This window comes from Dethiosulfovibrio faecalis (assembly GCF_021568795.1).
GTDB lineage: Bacteria > Synergistota > Synergistia > Synergistales > Dethiosulfovibrionaceae > Dethiosulfovibrio > Dethiosulfovibrio faecalis.
The window spans coordinates 41,925-67,061 of record NZ_JAKGUE010000011.1 but is presented as its reverse complement, the minus strand read 5'-3'; the positions used below and the strand labels follow the sequence as shown (position 1 = coordinate 67,061).

Here is a 25,137-nt window from a genome sequence, read left to right as displayed (position 1 = left end):
TCGCTTTTGAGAAAAATTATCGCCGCTTTAGCGGTTTTCGCGGCACTGACCGCGGTGATGCCCGTCATCGCTTTCGCCGCCGAGGAGCCTGCGTCTAAGGATATGGAACTGGAGCTCGGGAACTGGCGGAAGATGGCGAAACGGTATCCTATGCCCTATTTCGCCGCTTTGGACGTCACTGACGCTCCGACTCCGGAGGTGTTGGCAAACTGGTGGAACTCCCTCGGCGACGAGACCCTGACGAGGCTCATATTGGCCTCTCTGGAGAACAACAGGGATATGATCTCGGCCCGTTCCAGCTTTGCCGAGGCGAGAGCCGCTCTGGGAATAAGCAAGGCCGCCCTTCTGCCCTGGTTGGACAGCGCCGGATCCTTCACCAACATGAAGACCGGAGAGAACGCCAGTCTGACTGGATCTCAGGTAGGGCCCATAGACCTCTACAAACTAGGTATCGACGCATCATGGGAGATAGATCTCTTCGGCGGTCAGGCCCTTAAGATAAAGGCCAGCGCCGCTGATCTTCAGGCCAGATACGGGGCTCTGCACAATGCATGGGTGAGTCTCTCCTCCGAGGTGGCCCTCAACTATATATCCTTGAGGACCCTTCAGAAAAGGCTCATGGTAGCGGAGAAGAACCTGGGCCTTCAGAACGCTACATTGGAGCTGCTGCAGTCGCAGTACGATTCGGGACTGGCCGACGAACTGGCTTTGAACCAGGCCAAGTACACCATGGAGCAGACCCGGTCGTCCATCCCTCCAATAAAGACAGGGATAGAGGAGGCCATGAACAGGCTGGCCATACTGGTCGGTCAGGTCCCCGGTAGTCTGGTGGAGGAGCTTTTCGACTACGAAGAACTTCCCGATCCCGAGAAGATAGATCTCGTCGGCATTCCCGCCGATTTCATCCGTCAGCGTCCGGATATCTACATGGCCGAGAGACAGCTGGCCGCTCAGATAGCCAGAAAGGACGCCTCCAAGAAGGACTACCTGCCGAAATTTAGCCTGTTCGGCTCTATAGGACTGGAGTCCTACAGTTCCGCCGGAGGGCTTTCCATGTCGGACGGAGGGGTTTACTCCATAGGCCCCAAGATATCCTGGCCCATCTTCCATGGAGGGGCTATCAGGAAGAACATAAAGGTGCAGACCGAGAAACAGAGACAGGTCCTGGCGAACTACGAGCAGACCGTGTTGAACGCTGTAGCCGAGGTGCGAAACGCCCTCACCGCCGAGACCCAGGAAAGGCTCAGAAACGAGTCTCTGGGCAGGGGAGTCGAGTCCGCCGCCTCCGCCATGGCAGTGGCGGAGGACCAGTACGTGAACGGTCTCACCGACTTCAACAACGTCATAATAGCTCAGAGGGCGCTGCTGGATCTGGAAGAACAGCTGGCCGTCAGCGAAGGCGAGATGCTGTCGAATTTGGTGAGGATCTTCAAGGCCCTCGGAGGAGGCTGGGCTCCTATGTCGGAGTACGGCCCGGTGCAGGCTCGGGCTCTGAATAAGGACGTGCCTAAGGGCATAGAGCTGACCGACGAGAGCCAGGCCTATCTGGACGAGATAAGAAAGGAGCTCGAGGGCTCCGATTAGAGCGAGGTCGGGACCGGAGCAATTAACAAGCTCCGGTCCTGTGATATAGTGATTGAGATGGAGGTGATAGAATGAGAAATATCTGGACGATATGCGCGGCTTTGGTCCTTTGCGCCTTGGTGGCCCGGTCGGAGGCGGTCGAGTCTCCCTCTATGTCGTGGGGAAACTGGGTCTTTCTGGAGGGCGATAGCTATAGAGAGTTCTTCTCCCCGGTGCCGGTGAAGGGTGTGCGGTTTTTCTCAGATCCCGAGGGAAACTGTTTTCTCGCGGCGGTGGTTCCCGACGCGTCTTTGGAGACCATCCCCCGGCCCGACTGGTTCTCCTCCGACGGCATAGGAGAGGCCCCCGGCAAGCCCGGAGGCGATTCCATGTCGTGGGGAAGATGGGCACTGGTAGAAAAGAGAGGTTACAGGGAGATTTTCCCTCCAGGTCCCGGCAGAAAGGGCGTGCGATGGTTTGCCGATCTCGATGGACATTGTTTCAGACAGCCCGTGCTGCCCGATTCAAGACCGGAGAAGGTGGATTCGCCGAAGTGGTTTTCCTGCGAGGGTATGGGAGTTCCTCCCAGAGGATTTACAAAAAATTAGCGAAAAAAGGAGGAAGTCGATCCTATACGATCGGGTTTCTCCTTTTTAATTTATAGGGATATAAGAGCTTCCCTTGCTGTATCTCTATCTGTGTTTTTAGAAAAGCTGAAATCTAGGCGTTTTTTTGCCTTGACAAGTAACATGTTACGTGGCATACTATAAAACATATCAAGGGAGAGAGGTACCATGAAGAAGACAAAAAATGAAAGTGCCTACGATAGTATAAAAAACCTTATTCTTCAGGAGAAACTTGATTCGGGCAAGTTGTTCTCTACAAGTTCCCTGGCCGAAAGAATAGATATGGGAAGAGCTCCCGTAATAGACGCGATAAAGCGTCTGGAAAACGAAGGCTTCGTGATGATAGTCCCGCAGCAGGGGATCATGATAAGGGAAATGACGGTTCAGGAAATGAGGGATATCAACGAAACTCGCCTTGTTTTGGAACCTTACATCATCGAGCATATCGCCCCTGGTTTTACCGATTCCGACGCCGTTGAGATCGAAAGATGCATCGACGAAATGGAGAAATGTGCTTTAGATAATAAATACTACGATTTTATAGTTATGGATCATAAAATGCATATGTATATATATGATTTATATCACAACGCGTGTATGGTTGAGATTCTTGGAAAGCTTCGTGATCGTATTTTTACGGTTGGATTTAAAATAGTTGCTAGAAGAGTTGGGCGTTTAGCTACTACTGTCCAGGAACATAAGGCGATATTGGAGGCGCTAAAGAAAAGAGATCCAGAAATGGCTGCCGAGGCTATGAGAACCCATCTTACAAATGGCTGGAAACTTATATAGGCATTCATAGCGCGTGTCTTAATGTTAAGAATTGGAGATGATAGGATGGCTAGTATTAATATGGCGTTGCTGCAACTCGATACTCAAGACGATAAGACCGCTAACCTCAATAAGATAGCTCGGATGATCGATCGAGCGGCGGAAAAGGGGGCCAATTTCGTTGCCATGCCTGAGATGGCAAACTACATAGGTATTGGAAATGGTCCTTACGAAAACGCGGAAGACATACCTGGCGGAGTAACTATTGATCTTTTCCGTGAAAAAGCCGAAAAACACAGGATCTGGATACATGGCGGAAGTATAGGCGAGAGAATAAAAGATGAAAAAAGAGTATACAACACGACGGTCGTGATTGATCCCTCTGGGGAGATTGTAGCCAGATACAGAAAAATACATCTTTACGACGTAGATGTGAAGGACGGCGTCTCTTTCAGGGAGTCCGATTCTATAAAACCAGGAAATGACGTGGTGAATTTTAAGAGCGAATTCGGAATCATGGGTTTAGCTATTTGCTACGATATTCGTTTCCCGGAATTATTCAGGAGTCTGGCGTTGAAGGGAGCCAAGCTGATATTCAATCCCGCTGAGTTCAACCTTTTCACGGGCAAGGATCATTGGGAGACTCTCATCAGGACAAGAGCAATAGAAAATGTATGTTACATGGTCGCTCCGGGTCAGTTCGGTCTGAAAAAGACATTCCATACGTACGGTCGTTCGATGGTGGTGGATCCTTGGGGTAACGTGATAGCCATGGCCGGAGACAGGGAAGGCATCGTAATGACGGAGATAGACATGGATTACGTTGATCGTATGAGGGAAGAAATTCCATGTCTTAAAAATCGCAGACCGGATGCCTATGATTTGGATGTCAAATAAAGGAGGTCCAGTATGAAATACCGTCTCAGAGTCGCAGTTTGCGTCTTTATGGTTAGTCTCTTTGCATTATGCTCGGAACGTTCTGAAGCTGGATTAAAAAACGAGTATAAAATGAGCGTCAATATTAGCGAGACCACACCGCAGGGGATAGCGGTAGCTCGCTTCGTCGACTTGGTCAAGGAACGTACTGATGGCAGGATAAATATAAAAATATACTGGAACGGACAGTTGTTTTCCGGAAGGGCTACCAACGAACTTTTATTGATGAAGAAAAATATAGGTGACTTTTCTCTGTCCTCTTTTATCAACTGGGCACCTCAGTATCCTGCCGGAAACATATTTCTTCTACCTTGGTTCATCTCCAGCATGCCCGATAAATACAAAGCTCTTGATGCCTTGGAGTCCGGAAAAGCTGGAAATATGATAGAAAATGATATCGCCGAAAAATTCGGTCTTAAGGTCCTGGCCTGGGGTGAGCAGGGATCGAGGGAGCTTTCCAACAATACAAGACGAATAAAGACCCCGGAGGATATGAAAGATGTCAAGTTTCGTGTCGTAGGGAGCCCTCTTTTTATAGAAATTTTCAAGGCTCTTGGGGCCAATCCAATGAACATCAGCTGGGGCGAAGCTCTTACCGCTTTGCAGCAACACATAGTCGACGGTCAGGAAAATCCTTACTCCGTATATCTCCCCAATAAGATATACGAATTCCAGAAATATCTGACCGAATGGGGCTACACTATGGATCCGTTGATTTACGTAGTTAATCGACGGATATGGCAAAGCTTCCCGGAGGACATTCAAAAGATTATATCTGAAGCTGCTTTGGAGTGTGGTAGATACAATAAAGCTCTTTCGAGGCTCGGTCTGGATGATGGAGATGCCGCTCGATGGCTCAAGGAGCACGACTTATATCCAACCGGATTGCAGGCCACGGATCCCAGAAAGTTTGTCGAAAATAATGGAGTGGAAGTGACCGTGCTTTCGCCGAACGAAATAAAGGCTTTTAGAGAGAAGGTCGAGCCTGTATACGACGAATGGGTCGGTAAGGTCGGTAGCGAACTGGTGGAGGCGGCACAGAACGACATGAACAAAGTCCAATACTGATATCGGTCGAATTCGGGGACGTCTCTAAAATGAGTTCGTCCCCTTCTACAGAAGATATCCTGAGGAGGTTGGACGGTGTTTAAGACTTTGCTGAAACATTTTGAGGAGATCATTGGGGCTTCTTGTCTAGGCGTCATGGTTACCATCGCTTTTTTGAACGTTTGTACTAGGTATTTCTTTAAGTATTCCATGGCCTTTACCGAAGAATTGACGCTCTATCTCTTTGTCTGGGTTGTGATGATGGGGGCCTCTATAGCCTTCAGAGAAGGGACCAATATGGCGGTTTCATTTTTCTACGACAGATTTGGATCCAAGTTCAAAAGAGTTTTCTCGATCTTGGCGGCGCTGCTCTCTCTGGCTTTTTTTCTGACTTTGATGTATTTCGGCATAATAGAAGTTATGGACGAGATGGAAATGAATGCCATGACAGAGGCGATACAAATCCCCATTTGGTGGTTTACTGGAGCAATGCCGGTAGCTTCGATGTTCATAATGTACAGGATTGTCGTGCATACTGCGGATGAACTTCAATCGAAAGCCAAAGACTTTTAGGGGGGATTCCTATGCCAGCTTTTGTTACAGATCCTGCGTTGTGGGCGGTCGTCCTTTTCGTGGTTCCGTTGGTGTTGAAAGTCCCTATAGGGGTTTCGCTTGGATTTGCATCCATAACCGTAGCCTTTTTATGGAATCTCGGGATAGATATGGTCAGCTACAATTTTTTCGCCAGCATAGTTAAGTATCCTCTTTTGGCTGTACCTTTTTTTATCCTGGCAGGAACCATCATGGATAGGGCGGGGATAGCCGGTAAGATCATAAGTTTCATAAAGGAAGTCGTGGGAGATTTTACTGGAGGTCTGGCCATAGCAGCAATAGGCGTGGCCGTTTTCTGGGGGGCGGTCAGTGGATCGACTGCCGCGACGGTCGCGGCTATTGGGGTGATTCTGATTCCTGGTATGGTGGAGGCCGGATACGATAAACCTTTTGCCACTGCTGCCGTATCCGTAGCATCGGGGCTTTCGATAATAATACCTCCGAGCATAACCTTCATTCTCTATGCCGTCATCACAGGCGTATCCGTTGGAGCTATTTTTGCCGCCGGCTTCATTCCGAGTTTCGTGATTGCGGCATTTTTGATGATAAGCGCCTATATTACCAGTAGAAAGCGCGGCTACAGGGGAGAAAAACGTAAAAACGGTTTCAAGGGTATCATCATGGCGGCTAAGGATGCGTTCTGGGCTCTTATGACGCCGGTGATCATTCTGGGAGGAATATACGGCGGGGTTTTTACGCCTACGGAGGCTGCTGCGATAGCATGTTTTTACGGCCTTTTCGTGGGGGTGGTGGTCTATCGCAGCATAAACTTCAAGACTCTTTTCGACATCCTGGTCGAGTCTTTGAACGCCTCTGCGACGGTTATGTTCATATGTACGACGGCAGGACTTTATTCCTGGATAGGATCAACCGTAGGACTCATAGAAAAAGCTTCAAGGCTTCTTCTTGGTATTTCTCCGAATCAATATGTTGTACTCATGATGATTTATTTAATTCTTTTCATCGGTGGGATGTTGCTGGACGGGGTTTCCATTCTCTACGTTTTTATGCCGATATTGATGCCTTTGATAAAACAGTTCAACTGGGATCCTGTTTGGTTCGGGGTTATGGTCACGATAATGGTGGCGATAGGAACCGTAACTCCTCCTGTGGCGATGAACCTTTATGTCGGATGCAGGATCAGCGATCTGACCATAGAGGAACTTACGCCTCCGGTGCTTCCTCTGCTTTTCGTCACTATTTTAGCGCTTGTCGTGCTGACTGTATTTCCTTCCATTACTTTGTTCTTGCCGCGTTATCTAGGGTTGATATAGATTTCCATATCTCGTTTTGGGGGTGTTGAATAGTGAAACTTGTGGAGATGAATACGGAGGATTTCCAGTCCGAATTGAAAGGCGTCAATACGGTGATCATACCGGCCGGAGCTTACGAGGTCTGGGGACCGCATCTTCCTATAGGTTCCGATACCTTAATCGCCCAAGAGATCGCATCCAGGTTGGCTGATCGTATGGGATGGATGGTCGGACCGACCCTACCTGTAGGGGACTCCACTATGGTCTGGGGGCCGGGTACTCTGACCGTGCGTCCTGAAAGCTTCAAGATGTATCTTGAGGATATATGCGAAAGTCTCGTAAGGCATGGTATCAAACGTTTTTGTTTCGTTAGTCCCCACGTCGCCAATCTGGCTATCATTTCCCAGGTGGCCTGGAAGCTTAAACTGGAACGGGATATCGATTGTTGTGTGTTCGATTGGTGGCGTATAGTTCAGCCCGTAGCCAGGAAGCTGGGGATATTGGATCACGATGGAGTTATGGCGCATGGACATGCCAGCGAGGCTGGAACATCCTGTTTCATGTATCTTCGTCCGGATCTAGTAAAACAGGATCGACTCAAGAAGGTTAATCCCGGCATCGTGAATGATTATCCGGAATTTCAGCAATTTGTGCCGTTTTCGTGTTACGGGGACGATTACATGTTGGGAGATGCGACCTGCGCATCGGCGGCAAAGGGCAAGGCTTTGGTGGAGGCCACTTTGGATCGTATGGTGGAGTTCCTTGAACAGTGGAATCCGCCTCGAGATAAATACAAATCGTACGACGGGGGAATAGCGCAATGATCATCAATGATAATGTAGTCACTCTTTCCAATGAAACTCTGACAGCCTGTTCGGATGCTGAACCGGCTACCATAGGGCACTTTCATAATTTCGGTTTTTCTACGGTCCCGTTTTTTACTACTATCCCGGGCAAACGGGTGATAGGCCGGGCAGTCACGGTGAAGATCCCCTCTCTGGATTCCACCGTTTTGCATAAGGTTACGGAGATGGTCGGTCCCGGGGATATCCTGATGGTCGATCGTGCCGGGGATCAGCAGTATGCGGCATTAGGTGGTCTGGTATCTTACGCGCTCAATGTGAGGAAGGTCGAGGCGGTAATAGTAGACGGAGCTGTGACCGATATCGACGAAATAAGGAATATGGGGCTTTTGGTGTTTTACAGAAGGTTATCGGCCGTCACAACCCGTCTTTGTGGTACCGACGGTGAGATCAATACGCCCATAAGTTGCGGAGGTGTCTCAGTTATACCTGGAGACATCGTTATAGCGGACGAAAACGGTTTTGTGGTTCTGAAGCCCGAAGAGGTCGAGCCCATATGCAAAGAGGCCGTCGAGAAACACCAGAACGGAGAACCTGATATCCGGGCGAAGCTTGATGCTGGAGCTCGCATGGCATCGTTGACAATGGCCGACGAGATGGTCGAAAAAACTATGATGAAATAGTTCTTTTTACAGTGGGGATAGAGGGCGATGATATGTCTCTATCTCCACTGTGTTATCTTTAGGTCTCTAACAGAACTGCCACTTCCTTGAGGGACTTCTTTATCGGGATGTTCTGAGGGCAGGCGGTCTCGCACTTTCCGCACTCCACGCACTGGGATGCCTTGCCTCCGTCCTTGGTGAACACACCGTAGAACTGTTTGGCTCCTGCCAGGTCGTCCAGCATGGTGACCTTGTTGTACTGGGCGAAACACTCGGGAATCTTCACCCCGGCGGGGCAGGGCATGCAGTAACGGCATCCGGTGCAGTTCACGGCCATACGGTCCATGTATATCCGAGCCGCTTTGTCCACCGCGGTTCTCTCCGTCTCGGTAAGGTTTTCAGGGTAGCCCTGTTCGGCGGCCTCGAGGTTGTCCTCGACCTGCTCCATGGAGCTCATCCCGCTTAGCACCACCGATACCTCCGGCTGATCCCACAGCCATCGAAGTCCCCACTGGGCGGGAGATCTGCCGGGGGAGTTCTCCCGCCATATCCTGGCCACGTCTTCCGGAACCGTCCTGACCAGGGCCCCTCCTCTGAGGGGTTCCATAACTATCACCCCGAGTCCCTTTTTCGCGGCGGCCTTGAGTCCCTTTTCTCCCGCCTGATAGTTGCGGTCTATGAAGTTATACTGTATCTGGCAGAAGTCCCAGTCGTAGGAGTTCAGTATGGTTTCGAACAGGTCCAGGCCGTCGTGGAAGGAGAAACCGGCGTTCTTGATCTTGCCCGCTCTTTTGGCTCGGTCCAGAAATTCCCCCACCTTAAGCGACTCGGCGTGTCTCCACCGAGCCTCGTTCAGGGCGTGGACCAGATAATAGTCTATATGGTCCGTTTCCAGCCTCTCCAGCTGGCGGTCCAGGAAGTCGTCCATGTCCTCAGGCTTCTCCGCCAGCCAGACCGGGAGCTTGGTGGCCAGGAATACCTTTTCCCTGTAGCCGTCTTTCAGCGCTTTGGCCAGATACAGCTCTCCGTCGCCGTCGTGATAGGGCCAGGCTGTGTCCACGTAATTTATCCCGCCGTCGATTCCCCGACGGATCACCCTGACCGCCTCGTCGGTGTCCACCTTCCCGTCTTCTCCCATCGGAAGCCTCATACAGCCGAATCCCAGTGCGGACAGTTCATCGCCGGTCTTGGGCATCTTGCGGTATTTCATTCGGAAATCTCCCCTTCCGTCTTTTTCTTCCATCCTCTTTCCCTGAAGGCCACGGCGTTCTTGGCCATCCTCTCCATGGTTCTCGCCGTCGTCTCCAGATCCCCTTCGTCTATTCCCTCCGATATGGTTTCGTTCCACCGATCCATGGCGGAGATCTTCTTTTCAACTAGGACCTTCCCCCTGGAGGTCAGCCCCAGACGGAGTATCCTTCGGTCCGATCGATCCCTCTCTCTGGTTATCAGTCCCTTGTCCTCCATTCCGGCCAGCGTCCTGGCCAGTGCTCCCTTGTCCATCTCCAGCTTCTCCCGCAGCTCCTCCTGAGAGGGGGGCTCTCGGTCCATTGAGTTCAGGCAGAACAGCGCTCCGAACTCGCCGCAGCCTATTTTCTCCGGAGACATGGCCGTCGCCATGTAGGAGTGGGAGAGCCTGTGGATTATGGAGATCCACCGTCCCATAGGGTTTTTCATGAGGTAGACAGAGCCTCCTTTTTAAGCTGTCCCATCTCCCTGCTCAGGGGGAGCAGGGTTATTCCAGCCGCTATCGTGTCGGCCAGGGGGAAGGACAGAAGCACTCCGGTCAGTCCCATGAACCGGGGGAGGGTCGCCAGAAGGGGCAGAAAAACCAGTACGTGTCTTGTCATGGAAAGCCAGAAGGCCGGTTTACCCTTGCCCAGGGCCTGAAATGCGGTGGCCCCTATCCTGTGTATAGCCACGAGGCTCGTTCCGGCCACTATGGTAGGCAAAGAGGCCACCCCGGCGGCTATTAGATCGGGGTCGTCGGTGAAAAGGGAGAACACCCTCTCCGGCAGGAAGAAGAGCAGCAGAAAGAAGAACACGCATCCGCCGGTTCCCCATATGATGGACAGCTTTATGGAGGATCGAACCCGATCGAACAGTCCCGCACCGTAGTTGTATCCCGCCAGAGGCTGCATTCCCAGGGCGACCCCGTTGACCGCCATGTAGACTATGGACATGACCCTGTTGGTCACACCGTAGGCCGCGACGTAGTAGGGGCCGCCGTATATTCCCATGGCGTTGTTGACCGACGCCATGACCAGGCTGGTTCCAGCCATTCTGACGAAAGCCGAGACTCCTATGGAGGAAATCTCGGAAACTATGGTTCTGTCCAGTCTCAATCCTCTTGGAGATAGCTTTATCACCCTGTGGGAGGATACGGTGAAGTGGGAGGTCAGCCAGATCACCACCAGGAGTTTGGAAAGCAGAGTTCCCCATGCGGCTCCCGCTACCCCCATATGGAAATGGAAGATGAACAGCCAGTCCAGAAAAACGTTGGTCAGACCGGATATGACCATGGATAACATGGCTATGTTGGCGTTCCCCTCGGACCGGACCACCGCGTTGGACGACATAGCGAGCAGCGTCAATGGACAGCTCAGAAGAATTATCCCAAGGTATTTCAGAGCGTAGGGCTTTATCTCCTCGCTGGCTCCGAACAGGGTCACCATACCCTCGGCGGACGCCTTGCCCAGCAGGGTCGCTGCTATGCCGAGTATGAGGGCCAAGGCCACCACGTTTCCGAGAGCTCGGGAGGCCAGTTCCCTGTCGCCCCTACCCAGTGCCCTGGAGACAAGAGAGGCCCCTCCCATGCCGATAGCCCCTCCCAGGGCTCCCATCAACATCTGAAAGGGAAGACATATGGTGGTACCTCCGAGGGCCAGGGTTCCGACTCCTTTTCCTATGAAGGCCGCGTCCACCATGTTGTACGAGGCCTGGACGACCATCCCCGTTATGGTGGGAAGAGACAGCTTCCAGAGCACCGCTCCGACCGGATAGGTCCCCATCATCTCCGCCTTTTTCCCCTTAGGTATTTTCCCCATCTAACTATCCCCTTCCCTGTAGGAGGACAAAGGTTGCTTAAGCAACTATAGTCGGGCCTGGGATATTAGTCAAGGCGACATGGAACGTCGCTCATGGTATACTTTTTCGATACATTAACTTAGGAGGAGGTGTCTCCAATGCTGGGAGCCAGCCACGCCATAATGTCCTTCGCCCTTGTCTACGGCGTAACCGGAAGGTTTCTCCCTGCGTCGGTGGCATCGGCCGGAGCTATTTTTCCCGATTCGATCGAGAGGATCGTTTGCGGCAGAGGATGGATGAAGTACCATCGTAAATGGAGTCACTGGTTTCCTCCCTATCTGGCACTGGCGTGGTTTACCAGAAAATACCTGGAGGCCAATCCCTTCCCCGGGTTGATCGAGAGCATCGGAGGCGGTCTTTACGTTCCGGTAGGCCCCAAGTCGATAACCGTTACGGCGGCTTTTTTTCTCTTCTGGTGGTTGGTAGGCTGTCTTCTCCATCTGGCGGAGGACGCTTTTTTCGGGCCTATGCCTCTTCTCGTTCCCTGGAAAAGACAGAGACTTTTTCTGCAGGTTTTCAAGACCGGTGGCTTGGCGGAGCGGGTTATGGCTCGAGGAACCTTGGCTGCGGCGGTGGTGTTGCGATACGTCGACGCCGCGGCCGGGATCGTCGGATAGACTGTCGCAGGAAAAGACTGTAAATAGGTGTTCCTTTTAAGATAAGTTTTGATGTATGATTATAAAAAGTCGTTCTTTGAAAGGAGAGGGTTCGTTGCTGTTCCGATTCCGACTATCTGCCGTTTTTCGTGGTCGTCACAAAAGACTGATTTAAAAAAGGAGGAATCCGACTTGAGGGGATTTGTCTGCGCTATCTGTCTGATCTTTCTGGCCGTGGGTTCGGCTTTCGCCTCCGAGGTGATCCCGGGGGAGTACATGGTGCTGTTCAGGGCCAGAGATGCCGTTATGGAGTTTGAGGGAAACGACAGGGACGTGGCCGTTTCGGTCATGTTGGATTTTCAGGCCGAGTATCTGGCCTTGAGATATGGTGTGGAGGTAAAAAACAGTTTCAGCGCCATTTCCCGTTCCAGCGGAAAGGGAATGTTCTTCGTGATCAGCGATAGGGCTGCCGTTGACGGAAAGTTCGAGGCGGAGCTGTTGGAGAACATGAGATCCGACCCTTTCATCGAGGCGGTCTCTCCTAACGAGGTGCAGAAAATGATATCGACTCCCGTGGGGACGTCCAAAAAAGGCATCTGATTCGAAAGGTCGGTGTTCGTTTTGTTCAGAAACAAACTCTTTGCTTTGCTCTTTGCGCTCTCTCTTTCCATCGGCTTCTCCTCTCTCGCCAGTGCAGATCTCCCCGGCGGGACCTACGTCGAAGGAGAGGCCTTGGTCGTGCTGAACGGTCCCGTCGGGATTTCCAACTCGGATTCGTCCGCTTTTAGGGCTAAACTATCCTCTCAGGCCGAGGCCCTGGGAGCCTCGGTGGGGGCCGAGTCGACAAAGGTTTTTTCCTCTATAGCGGCCGAGTCGGGGAAAAACGTGATCCACGTAAAGACGAAGGGAAAGACCACCGAGGAACTCATCGCGGAGCTTCAGGGGCTTCCTCAGGTGATCGGGGCGTGTCCTAACTATATATTCAAGATCTCCGACAAGAACCCCTCGGACCCCTACTACGTCAGAGGCGATATGTGGGGAATGGCCCGAATAGGGGCTCCCGCCGCCTGGGATCTGTCCACCGGCAGCGACGGAGTGTGCGTCGCCGTCATCGATTCCGGCGTGGACCTGGATCACAGCGATCTGGTCGGAAACCTGGTCAGAGACCTGGACGGTCGGTGGGGGTATGATTCGGTTGACGACGATTATGTGCCCGACGATGGCAACGGTCATGGAACCCATGTAGCGGGTACGATCGGAGCGGTCGGAAGCAACGATATCGGGGTCGTCGGGGTCAACTGGAACGTAGGTCTTCTGGCGGTTCGCGTGCTGAACGATAAGGGTTCGGGAACCGGCGATCAGATAGTGGCGGGTCTTAACTACGTGGTTGCCCAGAAGCACAGAGGGTTGAACATAAGGGCGGCCAACATGTCCCTGGGTGGCTGGGGTTATCCCATATACAATCCGGAATCGGATCCTTACGCTCTGGCGTACAAGGCTGTTTCGGATGCAGGCATAGTCCTGGTCGTGGCAGCCGGGAATGAGGGGCAGGACATAGACTCTCCCACCGGCTATTGGGATGAGGACGAGTTCGGTAACGATGTATGGGTCGATCTCACCGGTCAGAGACCTTATCCCGCCTGCTTCCAGTTCGATAACATGATCACCGTGGGGGCCATCAACGAGAGCGGTGGAATGCCCGGTTTCTCCAACCACAGTCCCAACTACGTTCATATCGCGGCTCCCGGGGTCTCCATAATAAGCACCGTGTCCAACGATAGCTATGTTTCCTATAATGGAACCTCCATGGCGACCCCTCACGTGGCCGGCGCCGCCGCGCTTCTGGCTGCTTACGACGGAGGTCTTTCCGCTGGGGATATAAAGGCCAGGATATTGGCTAACGCCAGGTCCAATTACGCCCTGACCGGCAATGTCTCCACAGCGGGAGAGCTGAACCTCTACGATGCCGTCAGGGGAAGCCGGTCAGAGATCCCTGTGACCTCCATCGTTATCTCTTCGAGCCAGAAGGAGCTGGACCTTGATGCGGGAGACTCCGTGACCCTGGAGGTGACTGTGAGCCCTTCCAACGCCACCAACAAAGTCATAAGCTGGTCCTCCAGCAACTCCAAAGTGGCAACGGTCTCGGGTAACGGCGTAGTGACCGGAGTTTCCAGTGGCACCGCCACCATCTACGCCAAGAGCAGCGACGGTAGCTCGGTCCAGGACAGAGCTACGGTATCGGTCACCGGATGGAGCCCCTTAGGAGGAGGCGGCGGCGGATGTGCCGTCGGCTTCGTCCCTGCTGCCGCAATGTTGGTCTTGCCTCTGATGCTGTTCAAGTTCAGACGATAGGTCGTCTCTATCCGAAAACTCGGAGGGGAACCGGTTCAATCCGGCTCCCCTCCGAGTTTTCTATTCTCCCTCTTTCAGATAGGACCAGGCTATCGATGCCGACATGGCCGCTCCCAGGTCCAGGACGTCGTCGTCGACGCAGTATTTCGGATGGTGCTGAGGGTAGGTCATGTCCTTCTCCTCGTTTCCCGTTCCCAGGAACATGAAGGTCCCCGGCCTTTCCTGAAGGTAGTAGCTGAAGTCCTCGGCTCCCATGGTGGGCCTGGCCTCTACGACCTTGTCCTCTCCCAGAATCTTCTTTGCCACCTCCACGGCGAAACGGGTGAATTCCGGGTCCGTTATCGTCGGGGGAAGCATGAATTTATATTCGAACTCGGCTTGACATCTTAGGCCGGAGCATATGGCCACAGCTGTCTCCTCCATCCTCTTAGCCAGCAGTTCCCTCACGGCAGGGTCGAAGGTGCGGGTGGTCCCCTTTATCGTGGCCGAGTCGGGAATGGCGTTGAAAACGCTGCCGCTTTTTATCTCGCCTACGGAGATAACCGCCGCGTCCAGAGGATCCACCTCTCTGCTCACTATGGTCTGCCAGGCCGACACTACCGAACAGGCCGCCACCACCGGATCTATCGACAGGTGAGGCATCGATCCGTGCCCTCCCTTTCCCTGAATCCTGAGCTCGAACTGATCGGCCGAGGCCATGGTGGGACCGTAACAGTAGCTCATGGATCCGCTGGGAACGGGGGACCATATATGCTGGCCGAAAACGGCGTCCACGCCGTCCAGAACCCCTTCTTCCACCAGCTCCCTGGCCCCTCCTCCCCGTTCCTCGGCGTGCTGGAATATAAGTCGTACCTTGCCGTTTAACTCAGGCTCTATGTCCTTCAATATTCTCGCCGCTCCTAGAAGCATCGAGGCGTGGGCATCGTGTCCGCAGGCGTGCATCACTCCGTCGTTTTGCGAACGGTAGGGAACGTCCCTCTCCTCCTGAACCGCCAGTGCGTCTATGTCGGCCCTGAGGGCTATGCACCTGCCCGGTCTGCCTGTTTCGAGGTCGGCGATCACGCAGATATCCCTATCCTTGCAGCCGACCTTCACGTCGTCGTAGCCCATATCCCTAAGGATGGAGGCTATTTTTGCCGCGGTCTCTGTCTCCTGATAGGAAAGCTCCGGATGGCTGTGGAAATGGTGCCTCCAGGCGGCTATATCTTCCTTGATCTCTTCTGCTTTTTTCTTTACGTTGTCGAGCATTTTAGCTCCTCCTTCAAAAAAGGGCCGGGATGGAGATCCCAGCCCTTCGGTATCGTCTCAATTCAAATCGTTGGATCAGCTCAGGGTGTTTTCGAACCTTTCCAAGGTCTTTGTGGACAGTTTGGGGGTTACTGCGCTTACGGCTATAACAACGATGAAGTTCACTATTAGTCCGACGAATCCCTCGTGAAGTCCCATAGGTGAGGGCACTCCCATGAACTTTATGGCTATGACCGTAGCAAGTCCCGCAAGAAGCCCAAGAACTATGCCGGTCTTGGTCTGCCACTTGGCGAACAGGCCGAGCACTACCGCGGGGAAAAACTGAGTTACTCCGGAATATCCCACCAGCAACAGGGAGACCAGCATGGACGGCGCGAATATGGCCAGAAGAACCGCCAGTATGGTGAGCACCGGGACGAAAGCTCGGCCCAGCTTGGCTACCTTCATGTCCGGCATATCCGGGGCGAACCCCTTCTGGATGACGTTACGGGCCAGCAGATTCGAGGCAGTGAGGATAAGCCCCGACGACGTGGAGATAGACGCAGCCAGACCTCCCGCTCCTATGAAGCCGGCCAGCACCGGAGGGAAGTTCTTGACCAGGGCGATCAGCATGGCGTGATCCGGTTTCGTTATAGTCTCTGCGAAAGCCGGGTCTATGCCAGCCTTGGCTGCGCAGGTGAACCCGACCACTATTATGGGGATCATGGTCAGAGAATACAGCGGAAGTATTACGGCGTTCTTGCGGACCACCTTCTCGCTCTTGGCCGCATAGGTCGCGGTGAAGATGTGGGGCCACATCCAGAAACCGAGACCGCAGATGAGGGCAACGGAGAAAACCCAGAAGATACCGAGCCCCGCACTGTCCGGAAGGCTCAGATGGGTCGGCTTTATCTCCTGTAATATCTCCCATACCTTGGCTGTGCCGCCGAAGAAACGGTGGGGGAACACGAAGCCTATGCCGACCATTCCGAAGAGCATTATTATGGCCTGTAGGAAGTTGGTCCAGCCTATGCCCCTGAGCCCCGAGACGTAGACGAAGATGACCGCCGCGATGAAACTTATAACAACCGCGATCTTCCAGGAAATGGCTCCGCCCGATGCCAGCTGCACTATCATTCCCGCTCCCATGATCTGTAGCTGGAGGTAGGGAATGGTGAATATCACCCCTATGAAGGCGACGAAAACGCCTAACCAGCGGCTCTCGTAACGATCCTCTATGTAGTCTGGCTGACTGACGTAGTGGAGTCTTGACCCGAGTCGGTTGATCCTGGGCCCTATGAAGAAATAAAGTCCGTAGGCTATCGAGCTGTAGATCATGGCGTAGACTATGCTCATTCCCTTGGAATAGGACCACCCGGCCAGGCCCAAAAATGCGAAGGCGCTGTAGATCTCGGCGGCTGCTGTGGTGTAGAAGAGGAAAGTTCCGAAGGAACGGCCTCCCACAAAGTAGTTCTCCATGCTGAATGCCTGGTTTCTGCCGGCCATCACCCCGACGATGGTCGTTATGATGAGCCAACCGAAAATTATGGATACCGCTACGGTCATTCTTCGTCACCGTCCTCTCGAGCCCTGACCTTGTAGGCGTAGCCCATCAGGCAAGAGGTGAAAAGCACCATGACCAAAGAGTAAAACAGAAGAAACGGCAATCCTAGAATAATCGGTTCCACCCTGTTGACCAACGACAGGACTGGGGGAATATACCCCAATAATATGAGCGCGAAACACCAGATTACTTTACGCTCTCCGCGAGTAAGATGCATGAGACCACCTCCGTATGGATTTATGTTGTGGATCCCATGCAATATATCACAAAGAATGGATACAGAAAACCCTCGTTTACTAAAAAAAACAAATGGAATGTGTTTTCACAAATCTATAGCCTTCTTGCCGAGAGCTCCCCTCCACATAACCAGTCCGGCAGGGGCTATGGCGTATTGAGCCCAGGCCATGGACAGCATAGCCCTTTCCAGACCTAATGACGCCGATATGGCCCCTATGGCCAGAGGTGAGAGGGCGAATCCCAGGTCCATGGCGAGCATGCCCATGGAGGATCCCTTGGGCATTAGCCTGGGAGGGTATACGTCGGGAATGAGGGCTATCATCACGGGAAATCCGTATCCCATCCCTATTCCGTATCCCACGGCGCACAGGGCCAGTCCGGTCTGGGATGACGCCCTTAAAGCGGCGGTCAGAGCGCTGGCCATGATCGTTATGCAGACCGTGCCCAGGACGGGACGGGGAACCCTGTCGACTATGGAGGTCCCGAAGGAGCGCAGTATCACGCAGGTCCCGGCGTTTACGGTGAAGAACAAACTCGCAGAAAGCCCCTTCCCCCTGACCGCCAGGGGAAGATACTGAAGTGTCGTAGAGTTCATCATGGAAAACGACACCAAGGTTATTATCATCGCCAAGGTTCCCGGCGTGCTCAGGCACTCTCTCCAGCTTCCCCAGGGCTGGGAACGGTCAAGCTCGTCTCTCAGATCCTCCGGTGCGGGAAGTCCTCTGCTTACTGCCGAGGCGGAGAGGGTCAGAAGCATGGGGAGCATGAGATAGAGCCATGTCCGTCCTCCGTCGAGGAGCCACTCTCCGACGGGAATCACCGTTAGCTGAGGGATGACGTAGGCTATCCCCATTATGGCGAAGAGCCTGCCCCTCTGTTTTTCCGGTATCACCAGACCCTGCAACGTGGAGACCGCCACCATAGCTATGCCTCCCACTGCGCCTAGGACGATCCGGAAGGTAAGGGCCCCCGGAAGTCCCGGTATAAGCCATAAAGCGGCTGTCGCGATAAGAGACAGGGCTCCGGAGAGCATCAGACATCCCTTGAACCCCTTTTTCTCCGTGGCCCAGCCTCCGAGAGGGCGGGACGCAATCGCCGTCAGGTTCAAGAGCGCCATAGCCCACCCTATGGCGGTCATGGAATGGCCCTCTGCGCTCAGCACGACGGGAAAGAGGAACCCCGCCGCGAGCATGGCCTGGATGAAATAGGCGGCGAAAAAACATCGCCAGAAAACCGTCATGTTCTTTTCCTCGTCATCCCGAACAGCGCTACAACGGCACTGACCGCCAAACCGCTTGCCATGGGAGGCACGGAGGTATGTATGACTCCCGAGGCTATCATTGTCGCCAGTCCCCCGCCGTTGGCTGCCAGGGCCCATCGGGGAGACAGCCTGTCGGGCCATATCATGGCTATCATAAGGGGCACGAAGGTCCCGGCTCCTCTCAGACCCATGCTCAGATAGCTCCACTGAAGGATCAGGCTGCCCTCAACCAGACACCCGGTGGCGGCTGCCGTGCATACCACCAGGGCCACCGCCCACCGGCTAAGGGAGAGTTCCCTGTTTGCCGCGGACGAACCTACTCGGGGCACGATCAGGTCCCTCACAAGGTTGGTGGCGACCCCGAAAGACAGCCCCGCACCGGCTCCCACGACGGTTATGACCAAAGCCCCCCACAGAGCTCCGGCCAGGGCATCCGGAAAGGACGCCAGCAGGAAGGCGGGCAGAGCCATAGCCGGCTCCACCACGGTTCCCGAGGCCCTCATAGCCAGTCCTATGGAGACCCCCATGAGCCCCACGGGAGGGATGAAGAAGGCCGCCATGAGGGCGCCCTTTCTGGCCGTCTTTTCGTCTGACGCTGCGAAGACCCCCTGTATGTATATCTGGGTGCAGAACACCCCGGCTATTAGTGAAAGCAGGGCGTTGCCGTCGGACCGGAAACCTCTGCCGAATAGGTCGAACCAGGGGGTAGCCGGAAGTGTCCGGAATATCTCCGTAGGGGAACTTAGCTTCGTCAGGGCCGCTATCGCCCCCAGGATCATCGTTGCGTAGAGGGCCACCATCTTGGCGCTGCCCACCGAGCTGTAGCTCTTCAGCCCTCCGGCGTATATGAATCCCAGTATGAGCGCCGCCAGCAGGGCCGTAGACGCCGGTACCGATATAGGCAGGAGAGAGCGAAACAGAGCTGTGCCGGCCAGGAACTGGGCCACTATGGAGAGAAAAGTTCCTGCGGAAGAGGCCGCCATGGACAGACCGCTCATCTTCCGACCGTACTTTCCGGCCAGGAATTCGGGCACTGTGACCAGCCCCGATCCTCTGAGAGGACCGGCGAACCAGAGCCCGAGAATCAGACACCCAGTTCCGGCTCCCAAGGTGAACCACCAGGCCGAAAGGCCCAGGGAATAGGCCATCTGAACCGTCCCCACCGTGGAGGCCCCCCCTACCATGGCCCCCATTATTATCCCTCCGACCCCTATCGCCCCGGTGGATCTGCCAGCGACGGCGTAGTCCGACGACGAGGAGACCTTTTTGGAGGCATTGAAGCCCAGAGCGAGAAAAAGGGCCACTATGGCCGCCAATCCGAGATAGAACAAGACTATTCCCCCTAATAACTGTGAGTCCGTAAATTTTAGCACTTCCCGTTGACTATGCCTCGGTGAGTTTCTATAATCCGCAATATAGATACTCTATGAATCTAAAATGGGGTGATTCCGTGAAGTCCTATAAAAAGTTGAGCCGTATATTTCCGCTTTTTCTGGTCCTTGCCCTTGCGGCGGTTCTTTTGGGCCCTCGCTTTCTCTCCCGAAACGAAGCAGACAGAAAGCCCATTGCGGTTCGTCCGGTCAAATCGGAGGTGCTAAGGCCCATAAACGGCGACGCGGTTCGCTCCGTGCCGGGAAGGATAAGGGCCTCCAAACGGGTGGACATGGCTTTTCGTGTGTCCGGTCCCTTGGTGGAACTTCCCGCCCGGGAAGGGGACCGGGTCTCGAAGGGAGATCTATTGGCTAGGATAGACCCCAGGGATTTCCGTCTGGCGTTGGAGCAGGTTAGAGGCGCTCTGGCTCAGGCCAGGGCCAATCTGGATGCCATGAAAAAGGGCGCCAGGAACGAGGATCTTCGGTCTCTGGAGGCCCAGGTGGGCTCGGCCCGGGCCAGGGCGGAGGAGGCGGAGGCTCAGTTTAGGCGTTTCGAGAGGCTCTATCGGGCCAAGGTTATATCTCAGTCCGAGTACGATCGTTACAGGACCGCCAAAGACGTGGCCCAATCTTCCCTGGCTGCGGCGAGACAGGAACTGCGTAAGGCCAGAAAAGGAGCCAGGGACGAGGACATAAGGGCCATGGAGTCGGGCATAAAATCGCTGGAGGCAAGGGAAAAAGCTGCCGCAGCTGCCCTGGCCGACACGGAGCTAAGGGCTCCCTTCGACGGAGTAGTGTCCAGCAGGATGGTTGAAAACTATCAGTTTGTGACGGTCAGGCAGCCGGTCATCGGCCTTCAGAGCACCTCGTCGGTGGAGATAGTGGCAGATGTCCCCGAGTCCGCCGCCAGGCTCGATCCGGAGGATCTGGATGTATGGGCGTCGTTCAACTTCCTTCCCGGCAGGGATTTCCCCCTTAAGCTTGTGGAGTTCTCCTCCGCCCCCGACAGGGAGACCCAGACCTACAGGGCCACCTTCTCCATGGATATACCGGAAGGATTCAGGCTTCTTCCTGGGATGGCAGTCCAGGTATCGGCTAGGATAAATCGCCTCGGTTCCGAGCCGGTCTACCGTATTCCGATAGAGGCTCTTCTCTCCGACGACCGAGGCCCAGGCGTATGGATCCTCGGAGAGGACATGCGGGCTCACTGGATCTCGGTGGAGGTGGTAGGCCTGGGTGACGGCAGGGTGGACGTCTCGGGAGATGTGGTCTCCGGAGATCGGGTCGTGACAGCCGGGGTTCACTCGATACGGGAGGGGCAGGTCGTGAGGCTGTCGGAGGCGCCGAGATGAGCGTGGCCCGGTGGGCCATGAAGAGAAGGTCCTTCACCCTCTTCGTGGCGGTCCTTCTGGCCTTGGGAGGAGCCTGGGCCTACCTGGGGTTGGGAAGGCTGGAGGACCCTGACTTCACCGTCAAGACCGCTCTAATCGCGACGACCTACCCCGGAGCGTCTCCAATGGAGGTGGAGGAAGAGGTCACGGACGAGGTGGAACAGGCCTTGCAGAGGCTGCCCCAGCTCAAGAGGGTCCGTTCCAGATCGGAGCGGGGGCTGTCGGTGGTATACGCGGATATAAAGGACGAGTATTCCGACGAACTTCCCCAGGTCTGGGACGAGCTCAGGCGAAAGGTAAGGGAGGCCCAGAGACATCTACCCCCCGGAGCGGGGCCGTCCATGGTGAACGACGACTTTGGAGACGTCTTCGGAGTGGTCTTCGCGGTCACCGGCGACGGCTACTCCCTGGCGGAGTTGAAGCGCCACGCCGAAGACATAAAAAAAATCCTGCTTCTGGTTCCGGACGTGGCACAGGTGTCCCTATGGGGAGAAAGGACCGAGGCCGTATTCGTCGAGATCTCCCGGGCTAGAATGGCCGAACTGGGAATATCGCCGGAACAGATAGCCGCCACCCTTCAGGGACAGAACCTGGAGGTGGACTCGGGGTCCGTCATGGCCGGATCCCTCAGGGTCCCCATAGATCCCTCGGGTAGTGTGGATTCGGTGGAGAGCATAGGGGATCTCTTAATAAGAGGCGCTTCAGGAGGAAGACTGATCTACCTTAAAGACGTGGCCCAGGTATCTCGGGGCTACCTGTATCCCCTCTCCCGGATGATGTCCTACGACGGAATCCCGGCCATCGCCATAGGGGTCTCCACCGTGCCGGGAGGCAACGTCGTTCGGATGGGAGAGATGGTTCGGGGAGAACTCGAAAAGATAAGAAAAGATCTTCCTCTAGGAGTCGAGGTAGAGACTGTAACTTTTCAAAGCGATCTGGTGAAAGACGCGGTCAGGGGATTTGCTTTGAACCTGGCCGAGGCGGTTGCCATAGTGGTGGGACTTCTGGTGGTCTTTATGGGAATCACCAGTGGCCTTTTGATGGGAGCGATACTGCTTCTCACCATAGCCGGAACCTTCATAGCCATGAGGGTAATGGGAATAGAGCTCCACAGCGTCTCTCTTGGAGCCCTCATAATCTGCCTCGGTATGTTGGTGGACAACGCCATAGTCGTCACCGAGGGGATCCTGGTGGGCATTTCCTCCGGAGAGGACGGAGAGACCGCGGCGGACCGGGTCGTAGACGAGACCAAATGGCCCCTTCTGGGAGCTACCGTCGTTGCCATACTGGCCTTTTCCGCCATAGGTCTCTCCAAAGACGTCACAGGCGAATTCTGCCGCAGCCTCTTCCAGGTCGTGGCGGCGTCGCTTCTACTGTCCTGGTTTCTGGCCATAACGGTGACCCCCGTCTTGGCGGTGATGTTCCTGACCCCAGAGATAGACGACGAAAACGGAGGAAGATCACGTTTTCGTAGGTTCTACAGGGGGTTTCTCATCGATTGCGTCGAAAGACGGTGGGCTACTATGGGAATTATGGCGGCCATGCTTCTGCTGGCTCTTTGGGGATTTCGCTTTGTTGGGCAGAGCTTTTTCCCCGACATGGTTCGAGATCAGTTCATGATCCATTACAGGCTGCCGGAGGGCACCGATGTCATCGGAACCGACAGCGACCTGAGGGAGATCTCCCTACATCTTCTGGAAAGCGAGTCCTCCATTGAATCGGTGGCATCCTTCGCCGGGGAGGGGCCCCTTCGATTTTATCTGGCCTTCGAGCCAGAGCTGCCGGATAGCTCTTATGGGTTTATTCTCGTGACCGTAGATGATTACGACGAAATAGGAGGGATAATCGCCAGACAGTCTAGATGGATAGCCGAGCGATTCCCCGACTCGGAGCCCCGTTTTGAGAGATTCAAGAAGGGGCCTAGCACTGGAGGGGAGGTAAAACTGCGGATAACCGGCGACGATCCCTCGGTCCTTCGGGCCCTCTCCGAAAGGGTCAAGGCCGCCATGGCAGCCGATCCCGACGGCATAGACGTCAGGGACGATTGGCGCCAGAGGGTGAAGGTTTTGGTGCCCGAGGTGGACGAGGCCAAGGCCCGGAGGGCCGGACTGACCAGGGAGGACATAGCGTCGTCCTTGAAGGGGACCTTCGACGGTCGTACAGTAGGGGTCTACCGGGAGGGCGACGAACTCCTGCCCATAAAACTCAGGGTTCCCGAGAGGGAGAGGGCCGATCTGGATTCCGCGGCGGATGTCCAGGTGTGGAGCCGGGGTTTTAGGCGGTTCGTTCCTATCGGACAGGTGGTCTCGAACATGGAGCTGCTCTGGGAGGACCCTCTGATATGGCGGAGGAACCGCTCAAGGGTTATAACCCCTCAGTGTGATTCGCTGAAGGGATCGGCGGAGGACCTTAGACGCAGACTGATACCCACTGTGGAGGCCTTAAAGCTTCCGGATGGCTACGATGTCGAATGGGGCGGGGAGTACGAGGATTCCAGAACATCTCAAGAAGCCCTGGTAGGCCCCTTCCTGTTGAGTCTGATATCGATGGTTATCGTGGTCATGGGGTTATTCAACGGATTTCGTCAACCCGCGGCGGTCTTTCTGTGTCTGCCTCTGGCCGCCATAGGCGTTACCTCCGGGCTCCTGATAACGGGACGAAGCTTCGGCTTCATGGCTCTGCTGGGCTACCTAAGCCTGATAGGTATGCTTATAAAGAACGCCATAGTGCTTCTGGATCAGATAGAGCTTGATATGGCTGCGGGAAAGCCTCGTTTCTCCGCCGTGCTTGACGCATCTACCGGAAGGGTTCGGCCGGTCATGATGGCGGCTATGACCACAGTTCTCGGCATGGTCCCTCTGGCATTGGACGATTTCTTCGCCTCCATGGCCGTTACTATAATGTTCGGGCTCTCCTTCGCCACCGTCCTGACCCTGGTAGTCGTGCCGGTGATGTATTGCGCCATGTACGGCATTTCCTCCGAGGAGACCTCCTATGGGCCGTAGGACCAGGGAGGAGGCTGCGAAGACCAGAAAGAGGCTTCTGGACGTCTCCGCCGAGCTCTTTTCCGTCAGAGGGGTGGACGGGGTTACCTTGGTGGAAATAGGCAGGGAGGCCGGCTTCACCAAGGGAGCCCTCTACCGCCATTTCGGAGGCAAGGCGGGGCTTCTTTTGGAGCTTATGGTATATGCCGCCGACATAGTCGACCGTATAGAGGAGTCCACACTGAGAGGAGAGGGGCCTCCTCTGGAGAGGCTTTCCAATATGGCGAGAGAGGAAATCTCCGTATTCGAGGAGAGCGAGAACGCCCGAAGGCTTCTATCCATCTTTCTGGATCGTCGTAGTCTGGTCGAGGACCAGCGGGTATTGCTGGCGATAGAGGGAATGAGGGAGAGGACCTTGATCAGAATCGAGAAGGTTTTGGCGGAGGCCCGAGGGGCCGGGGATATCTCCGGATCGGTAAACCTTCGGGCGGCGGCGGAATCCCTTAGGTTTCTGATCTTCGGCCTAATGGAGCGAAGCCTCTATTCCTCCGAGCCCTTCTACCCATCGTCTCTGGTCGGCCCGATGCTGGACCTTTATTTTAGGGGGCTGGTCGGCTAGAGGTCTATATGGTGAAAGGACGTAATCCCGGGGCCTAGGCCCCGGGATTACGTCAAGGAGTTATAGAAGTGTGTGAGTTGCTTGAAGAAGTGTGTGTGTGGCGTCGTTTTTGCTTGGAGGTACTCAGTCTCTCGCTCTATGAACAGAGTATATGTTTTTCCGCTCTCAGTTGC

Annotated in this window: 23 protein-coding genes; 15 read left to right on the top strand and 8 right to left on the bottom strand. The window is 54.6% G+C overall.

What is annotated here, in order from left to right; all coding sequences use genetic code 11:
- Nucleotides 1-6: 6 nt before the first annotated feature.
- The 9 genes from L2W58_RS08860 (at nt 7) to L2W58_RS08820 (ending at nt 8,294) form a co-directional block, all read left to right on the top strand.
- The gene (locus tag L2W58_RS08860; protein ID WP_236102984.1) at nt 7-1,584 is read left to right on the top strand and encodes an efflux transporter outer membrane subunit; all 1,578 of its coding nucleotides are present in this window, start codon (nt 7-9) and stop codon (nt 1,582-1,584) included.
- Nucleotides 1,585-1,655: 71 nt separating this feature from the next.
- Nucleotides 1,656-2,171 (top strand): hypothetical protein, encoded by a 516-nt coding sequence (locus tag L2W58_RS08855; protein ID WP_236102983.1) that lies wholly within the window; start codon nt 1,656-1,658, stop codon nt 2,169-2,171.
- Between the two features lie 186 nt (nt 2,172-2,357).
- Nucleotides 2,358-2,981: a GntR family transcriptional regulator gene (locus L2W58_RS08850; RefSeq protein WP_236102982.1), complete on the top strand. Its 624-nt coding sequence runs from the start codon at nt 2,358-2,360 to the stop codon at nt 2,979-2,981.
- A gap of 21 nt (nt 2,982-3,002) precedes the next feature.
- Nucleotides 3,003-3,857, top strand: a complete 855-nt coding sequence (locus L2W58_RS08845) for a carbon-nitrogen hydrolase family protein (RefSeq protein WP_338033080.1) — start codon at nt 3,003-3,005, stop codon at nt 3,855-3,857.
- 12 nt (nt 3,858-3,869) lie between these two features.
- Entirely contained in the window at nt 3,870-4,964 is a 1,095-nt protein-coding gene (locus tag L2W58_RS08840; RefSeq protein ID WP_236102980.1) for a DctP family TRAP transporter solute-binding subunit, read from the top strand.
- 75 nt (nt 4,965-5,039) lie between these two features.
- Entirely contained in the window at nt 5,040-5,516 is a 477-nt protein-coding gene (locus L2W58_RS08835; RefSeq protein WP_236102979.1) for a TRAP transporter small permease, read from the top strand.
- 11 nt (nt 5,517-5,527) lie between these two features.
- The gene (locus L2W58_RS08830; protein WP_236102978.1) at nt 5,528-6,829 is read left to right on the top strand and encodes a TRAP transporter large permease; all 1,302 of its coding nucleotides are present in this window, start codon (nt 5,528-5,530) and stop codon (nt 6,827-6,829) included.
- Between the two features lie 32 nt (nt 6,830-6,861).
- On the top strand, nt 6,862-7,632 hold the full coding sequence (locus L2W58_RS08825) for a creatininase family protein (protein ID WP_236102977.1): 771 nt from the start codon (nt 6,862-6,864) through the stop codon (nt 7,630-7,632).
- Complete coding sequence (locus L2W58_RS08820) at nt 7,629-8,294, top strand: RraA family protein (RefSeq protein WP_236102976.1); 666 nt, start codon at nt 7,629-7,631, stop codon at nt 8,292-8,294. Before L2W58_RS08825 ends, L2W58_RS08820 begins: the two co-directional genes overlap by 4 nt.
- 58 nt (nt 8,295-8,352) lie before the next feature.
- Here L2W58_RS08820 and L2W58_RS08815 read toward each other — a convergent pair whose 3' ends face one another.
- Genes L2W58_RS08815 through L2W58_RS08805 form a run of 3 tightly spaced genes read right to left on the bottom strand, consistent with a single transcriptional unit; the run spans nt 8,353 to nt 11,320 of the window.
- Nucleotides 8,353-9,483, bottom strand: coding sequence for an aldo/keto reductase (locus tag L2W58_RS08815; protein ID WP_236102975.1), 1,131 nt, complete (start codon nt 9,481-9,483; stop codon nt 8,353-8,355).
- The gene (locus L2W58_RS08810; RefSeq protein WP_236102974.1) at nt 9,480-9,950 is read right to left on the bottom strand and encodes a MarR family winged helix-turn-helix transcriptional regulator; all 471 of its coding nucleotides are present in this window, start codon (nt 9,948-9,950) and stop codon (nt 9,480-9,482) included. Before L2W58_RS08810 ends, L2W58_RS08815 begins: the two co-directional genes overlap by 4 nt.
- Nucleotides 9,947-11,320 carry an MATE family efflux transporter gene (locus tag L2W58_RS08805; protein ID WP_236102973.1) on the bottom strand — a complete coding sequence of 458 codons (1,374 nt, stop codon included), beginning with the start codon at nt 11,318-11,320 and terminating at the stop codon, nt 9,947-9,949. The genes L2W58_RS08810 and L2W58_RS08805 overlap by 4 nt, the downstream gene beginning before the upstream one ends.
- A 138-nt stretch (nt 11,321-11,458) precedes the next feature.
- Here L2W58_RS08805 and L2W58_RS08800 point away from each other — a divergent pair, with 138 nt between their 5' ends.
- The 3 genes from L2W58_RS08800 (at nt 11,459) to L2W58_RS08790 (ending at nt 14,308) form a co-directional block, all read left to right on the top strand.
- Complete coding sequence (locus L2W58_RS08800; RefSeq protein ID WP_236102972.1) at nt 11,459-11,977, top strand: metal-dependent hydrolase; 519 nt, start codon at nt 11,459-11,461, stop codon at nt 11,975-11,977.
- 171 nt (nt 11,978-12,148) lie between these two features.
- Nucleotides 12,149-12,556, top strand: coding sequence for a hypothetical protein (locus L2W58_RS08795; RefSeq protein WP_236102971.1), 408 nt, complete (start codon nt 12,149-12,151; stop codon nt 12,554-12,556).
- Nucleotides 12,557-12,577: 21 nt separating this feature from the next.
- Nucleotides 12,578-14,308, top strand: coding sequence for a S8 family serine peptidase (locus L2W58_RS08790; protein ID WP_236102970.1), 1,731 nt, complete (start codon nt 12,578-12,580; stop codon nt 14,306-14,308).
- Between the two features lie 60 nt (nt 14,309-14,368).
- Here L2W58_RS08790 and L2W58_RS08785 read toward each other — a convergent pair whose 3' ends face one another.
- The 5 genes from L2W58_RS08785 to L2W58_RS08765 all read right to left on the bottom strand — a co-directional run bounded on the left by L2W58_RS08785 (nt 14,369) and on the right by L2W58_RS08765 (nt 19,928).
- Nucleotides 14,369-15,556 carry a M20 metallopeptidase family protein gene (locus L2W58_RS08785; protein ID WP_236102969.1) on the bottom strand — a complete coding sequence of 396 codons (1,188 nt, stop codon included), beginning with the start codon at nt 15,554-15,556 and terminating at the stop codon, nt 14,369-14,371.
- 75 nt (nt 15,557-15,631) lie between these two features.
- Nucleotides 15,632-17,101, bottom strand: coding sequence for a sodium:solute symporter family protein (locus L2W58_RS08780; protein WP_236102968.1), 1,470 nt, complete (start codon nt 17,099-17,101; stop codon nt 15,632-15,634).
- A complete protein-coding gene (locus L2W58_RS08775) occupies nt 17,098-17,316 on the bottom strand; it encodes a DUF3311 domain-containing protein (RefSeq protein ID WP_236102967.1) in 219 nt (72 codons plus the stop codon). The genes L2W58_RS08780 and L2W58_RS08775 overlap by 4 nt, the downstream gene beginning before the upstream one ends.
- 105 nt (nt 17,317-17,421) lie before the next feature.
- The gene (locus tag L2W58_RS08770) at nt 17,422-18,576 is read right to left on the bottom strand and encodes an MFS transporter (protein ID WP_236102966.1); all 1,155 of its coding nucleotides are present in this window, start codon (nt 18,574-18,576) and stop codon (nt 17,422-17,424) included.
- Nucleotides 18,573-19,928, bottom strand: a complete 1,356-nt coding sequence (locus L2W58_RS08765; protein ID WP_236102965.1) for a sodium:solute symporter family protein — start codon at nt 19,926-19,928, stop codon at nt 18,573-18,575. The genes L2W58_RS08770 and L2W58_RS08765 overlap by 4 nt, the downstream gene beginning before the upstream one ends.
- Nucleotides 19,929-20,047: 119 nt before the next feature.
- On the opposite strand from L2W58_RS08765, the gene L2W58_RS08760 reads away from it, so the two are divergent.
- From L2W58_RS08760 to L2W58_RS08750, 3 genes are read left to right on the top strand one after another with little or no spacing between them, the layout of a single operon-like run.
- Nucleotides 20,048-21,322, top strand: a complete 1,275-nt coding sequence (locus L2W58_RS08760; RefSeq protein ID WP_236102964.1) for an efflux RND transporter periplasmic adaptor subunit — start codon at nt 20,048-20,050, stop codon at nt 21,320-21,322.
- Entirely contained in the window at nt 21,319-24,366 is a 3,048-nt protein-coding gene (locus L2W58_RS08755) for an efflux RND transporter permease subunit (protein ID WP_236102963.1), read from the top strand. Before L2W58_RS08760 ends, L2W58_RS08755 begins: the two co-directional genes overlap by 4 nt.
- Entirely contained in the window at nt 24,356-24,964 is a 609-nt protein-coding gene (locus L2W58_RS08750) for a TetR family transcriptional regulator (protein ID WP_236102962.1), read from the top strand. The genes L2W58_RS08755 and L2W58_RS08750 overlap by 11 nt, the downstream gene beginning before the upstream one ends.
- Nucleotides 24,965-25,137: the final 173 nt, after the last annotated feature.

Coding starts and splice junctions, on each gene's coding strand:
- L2W58_RS08785 (WP_236102969.1), bottom strand. CDS start 15,556: ATGCTCGACAACGTAAAGAAAAAAGCAGAAGAGATCAAGGAAGATATA.
- L2W58_RS08780 (WP_236102968.1), bottom strand. CDS start 17,101: ATGACCGTAGCGGTATCCATAATTTTCGGTTGGCTCATCATAACGACC.
- L2W58_RS08840 (WP_236102980.1), top strand. CDS start 3,870: ATGAAATACCGTCTCAGAGTCGCAGTTTGCGTCTTTATGGTTAGTCTC.
- L2W58_RS08815 (WP_236102975.1), bottom strand. CDS start 9,483: ATGAAATACCGCAAGATGCCCAAGACCGGCGATGAACTGTCCGCACTG.
- L2W58_RS08750 (WP_236102962.1), top strand. CDS start 24,356: ATGGGCCGTAGGACCAGGGAGGAGGCTGCGAAGACCAGAAAGAGGCTT.
- L2W58_RS08755 (WP_236102963.1), top strand. CDS start 21,319: ATGAGCGTGGCCCGGTGGGCCATGAAGAGAAGGTCCTTCACCCTCTTC.
- L2W58_RS08855 (WP_236102983.1), top strand. CDS start 1,656: ATGAGAAATATCTGGACGATATGCGCGGCTTTGGTCCTTTGCGCCTTG.
- L2W58_RS08820 (WP_236102976.1), top strand. CDS start 7,629: ATGATCATCAATGATAATGTAGTCACTCTTTCCAATGAAACTCTGACA.
- L2W58_RS08830 (WP_236102978.1), top strand. CDS start 5,528: ATGCCAGCTTTTGTTACAGATCCTGCGTTGTGGGCGGTCGTCCTTTTC.
- L2W58_RS08845 (WP_338033080.1), top strand. CDS start 3,003: ATGTTAAGAATTGGAGATGATAGGATGGCTAGTATTAATATGGCGTTG.
- L2W58_RS08805 (WP_236102973.1), bottom strand. CDS start 11,320: ATGGGGAAAATACCTAAGGGGAAAAAGGCGGAGATGATGGGGACCTAT.
- L2W58_RS08850 (WP_236102982.1), top strand. CDS start 2,358: ATGAAGAAGACAAAAAATGAAAGTGCCTACGATAGTATAAAAAACCTT.
- L2W58_RS08810 (WP_236102974.1), bottom strand. CDS start 9,950: ATGAAAAACCCTATGGGACGGTGGATCTCCATAATCCACAGGCTCTCC.
- L2W58_RS08775 (WP_236102967.1), bottom strand. CDS start 17,316: ATGCATCTTACTCGCGGAGAGCGTAAAGTAATCTGGTGTTTCGCGCTC.
- L2W58_RS08770 (WP_236102966.1), bottom strand. CDS start 18,576: ATGACGGTTTTCTGGCGATGTTTTTTCGCCGCCTATTTCATCCAGGCC.
- L2W58_RS08800 (WP_236102972.1), top strand. CDS start 11,459: ATGCTGGGAGCCAGCCACGCCATAATGTCCTTCGCCCTTGTCTACGGC.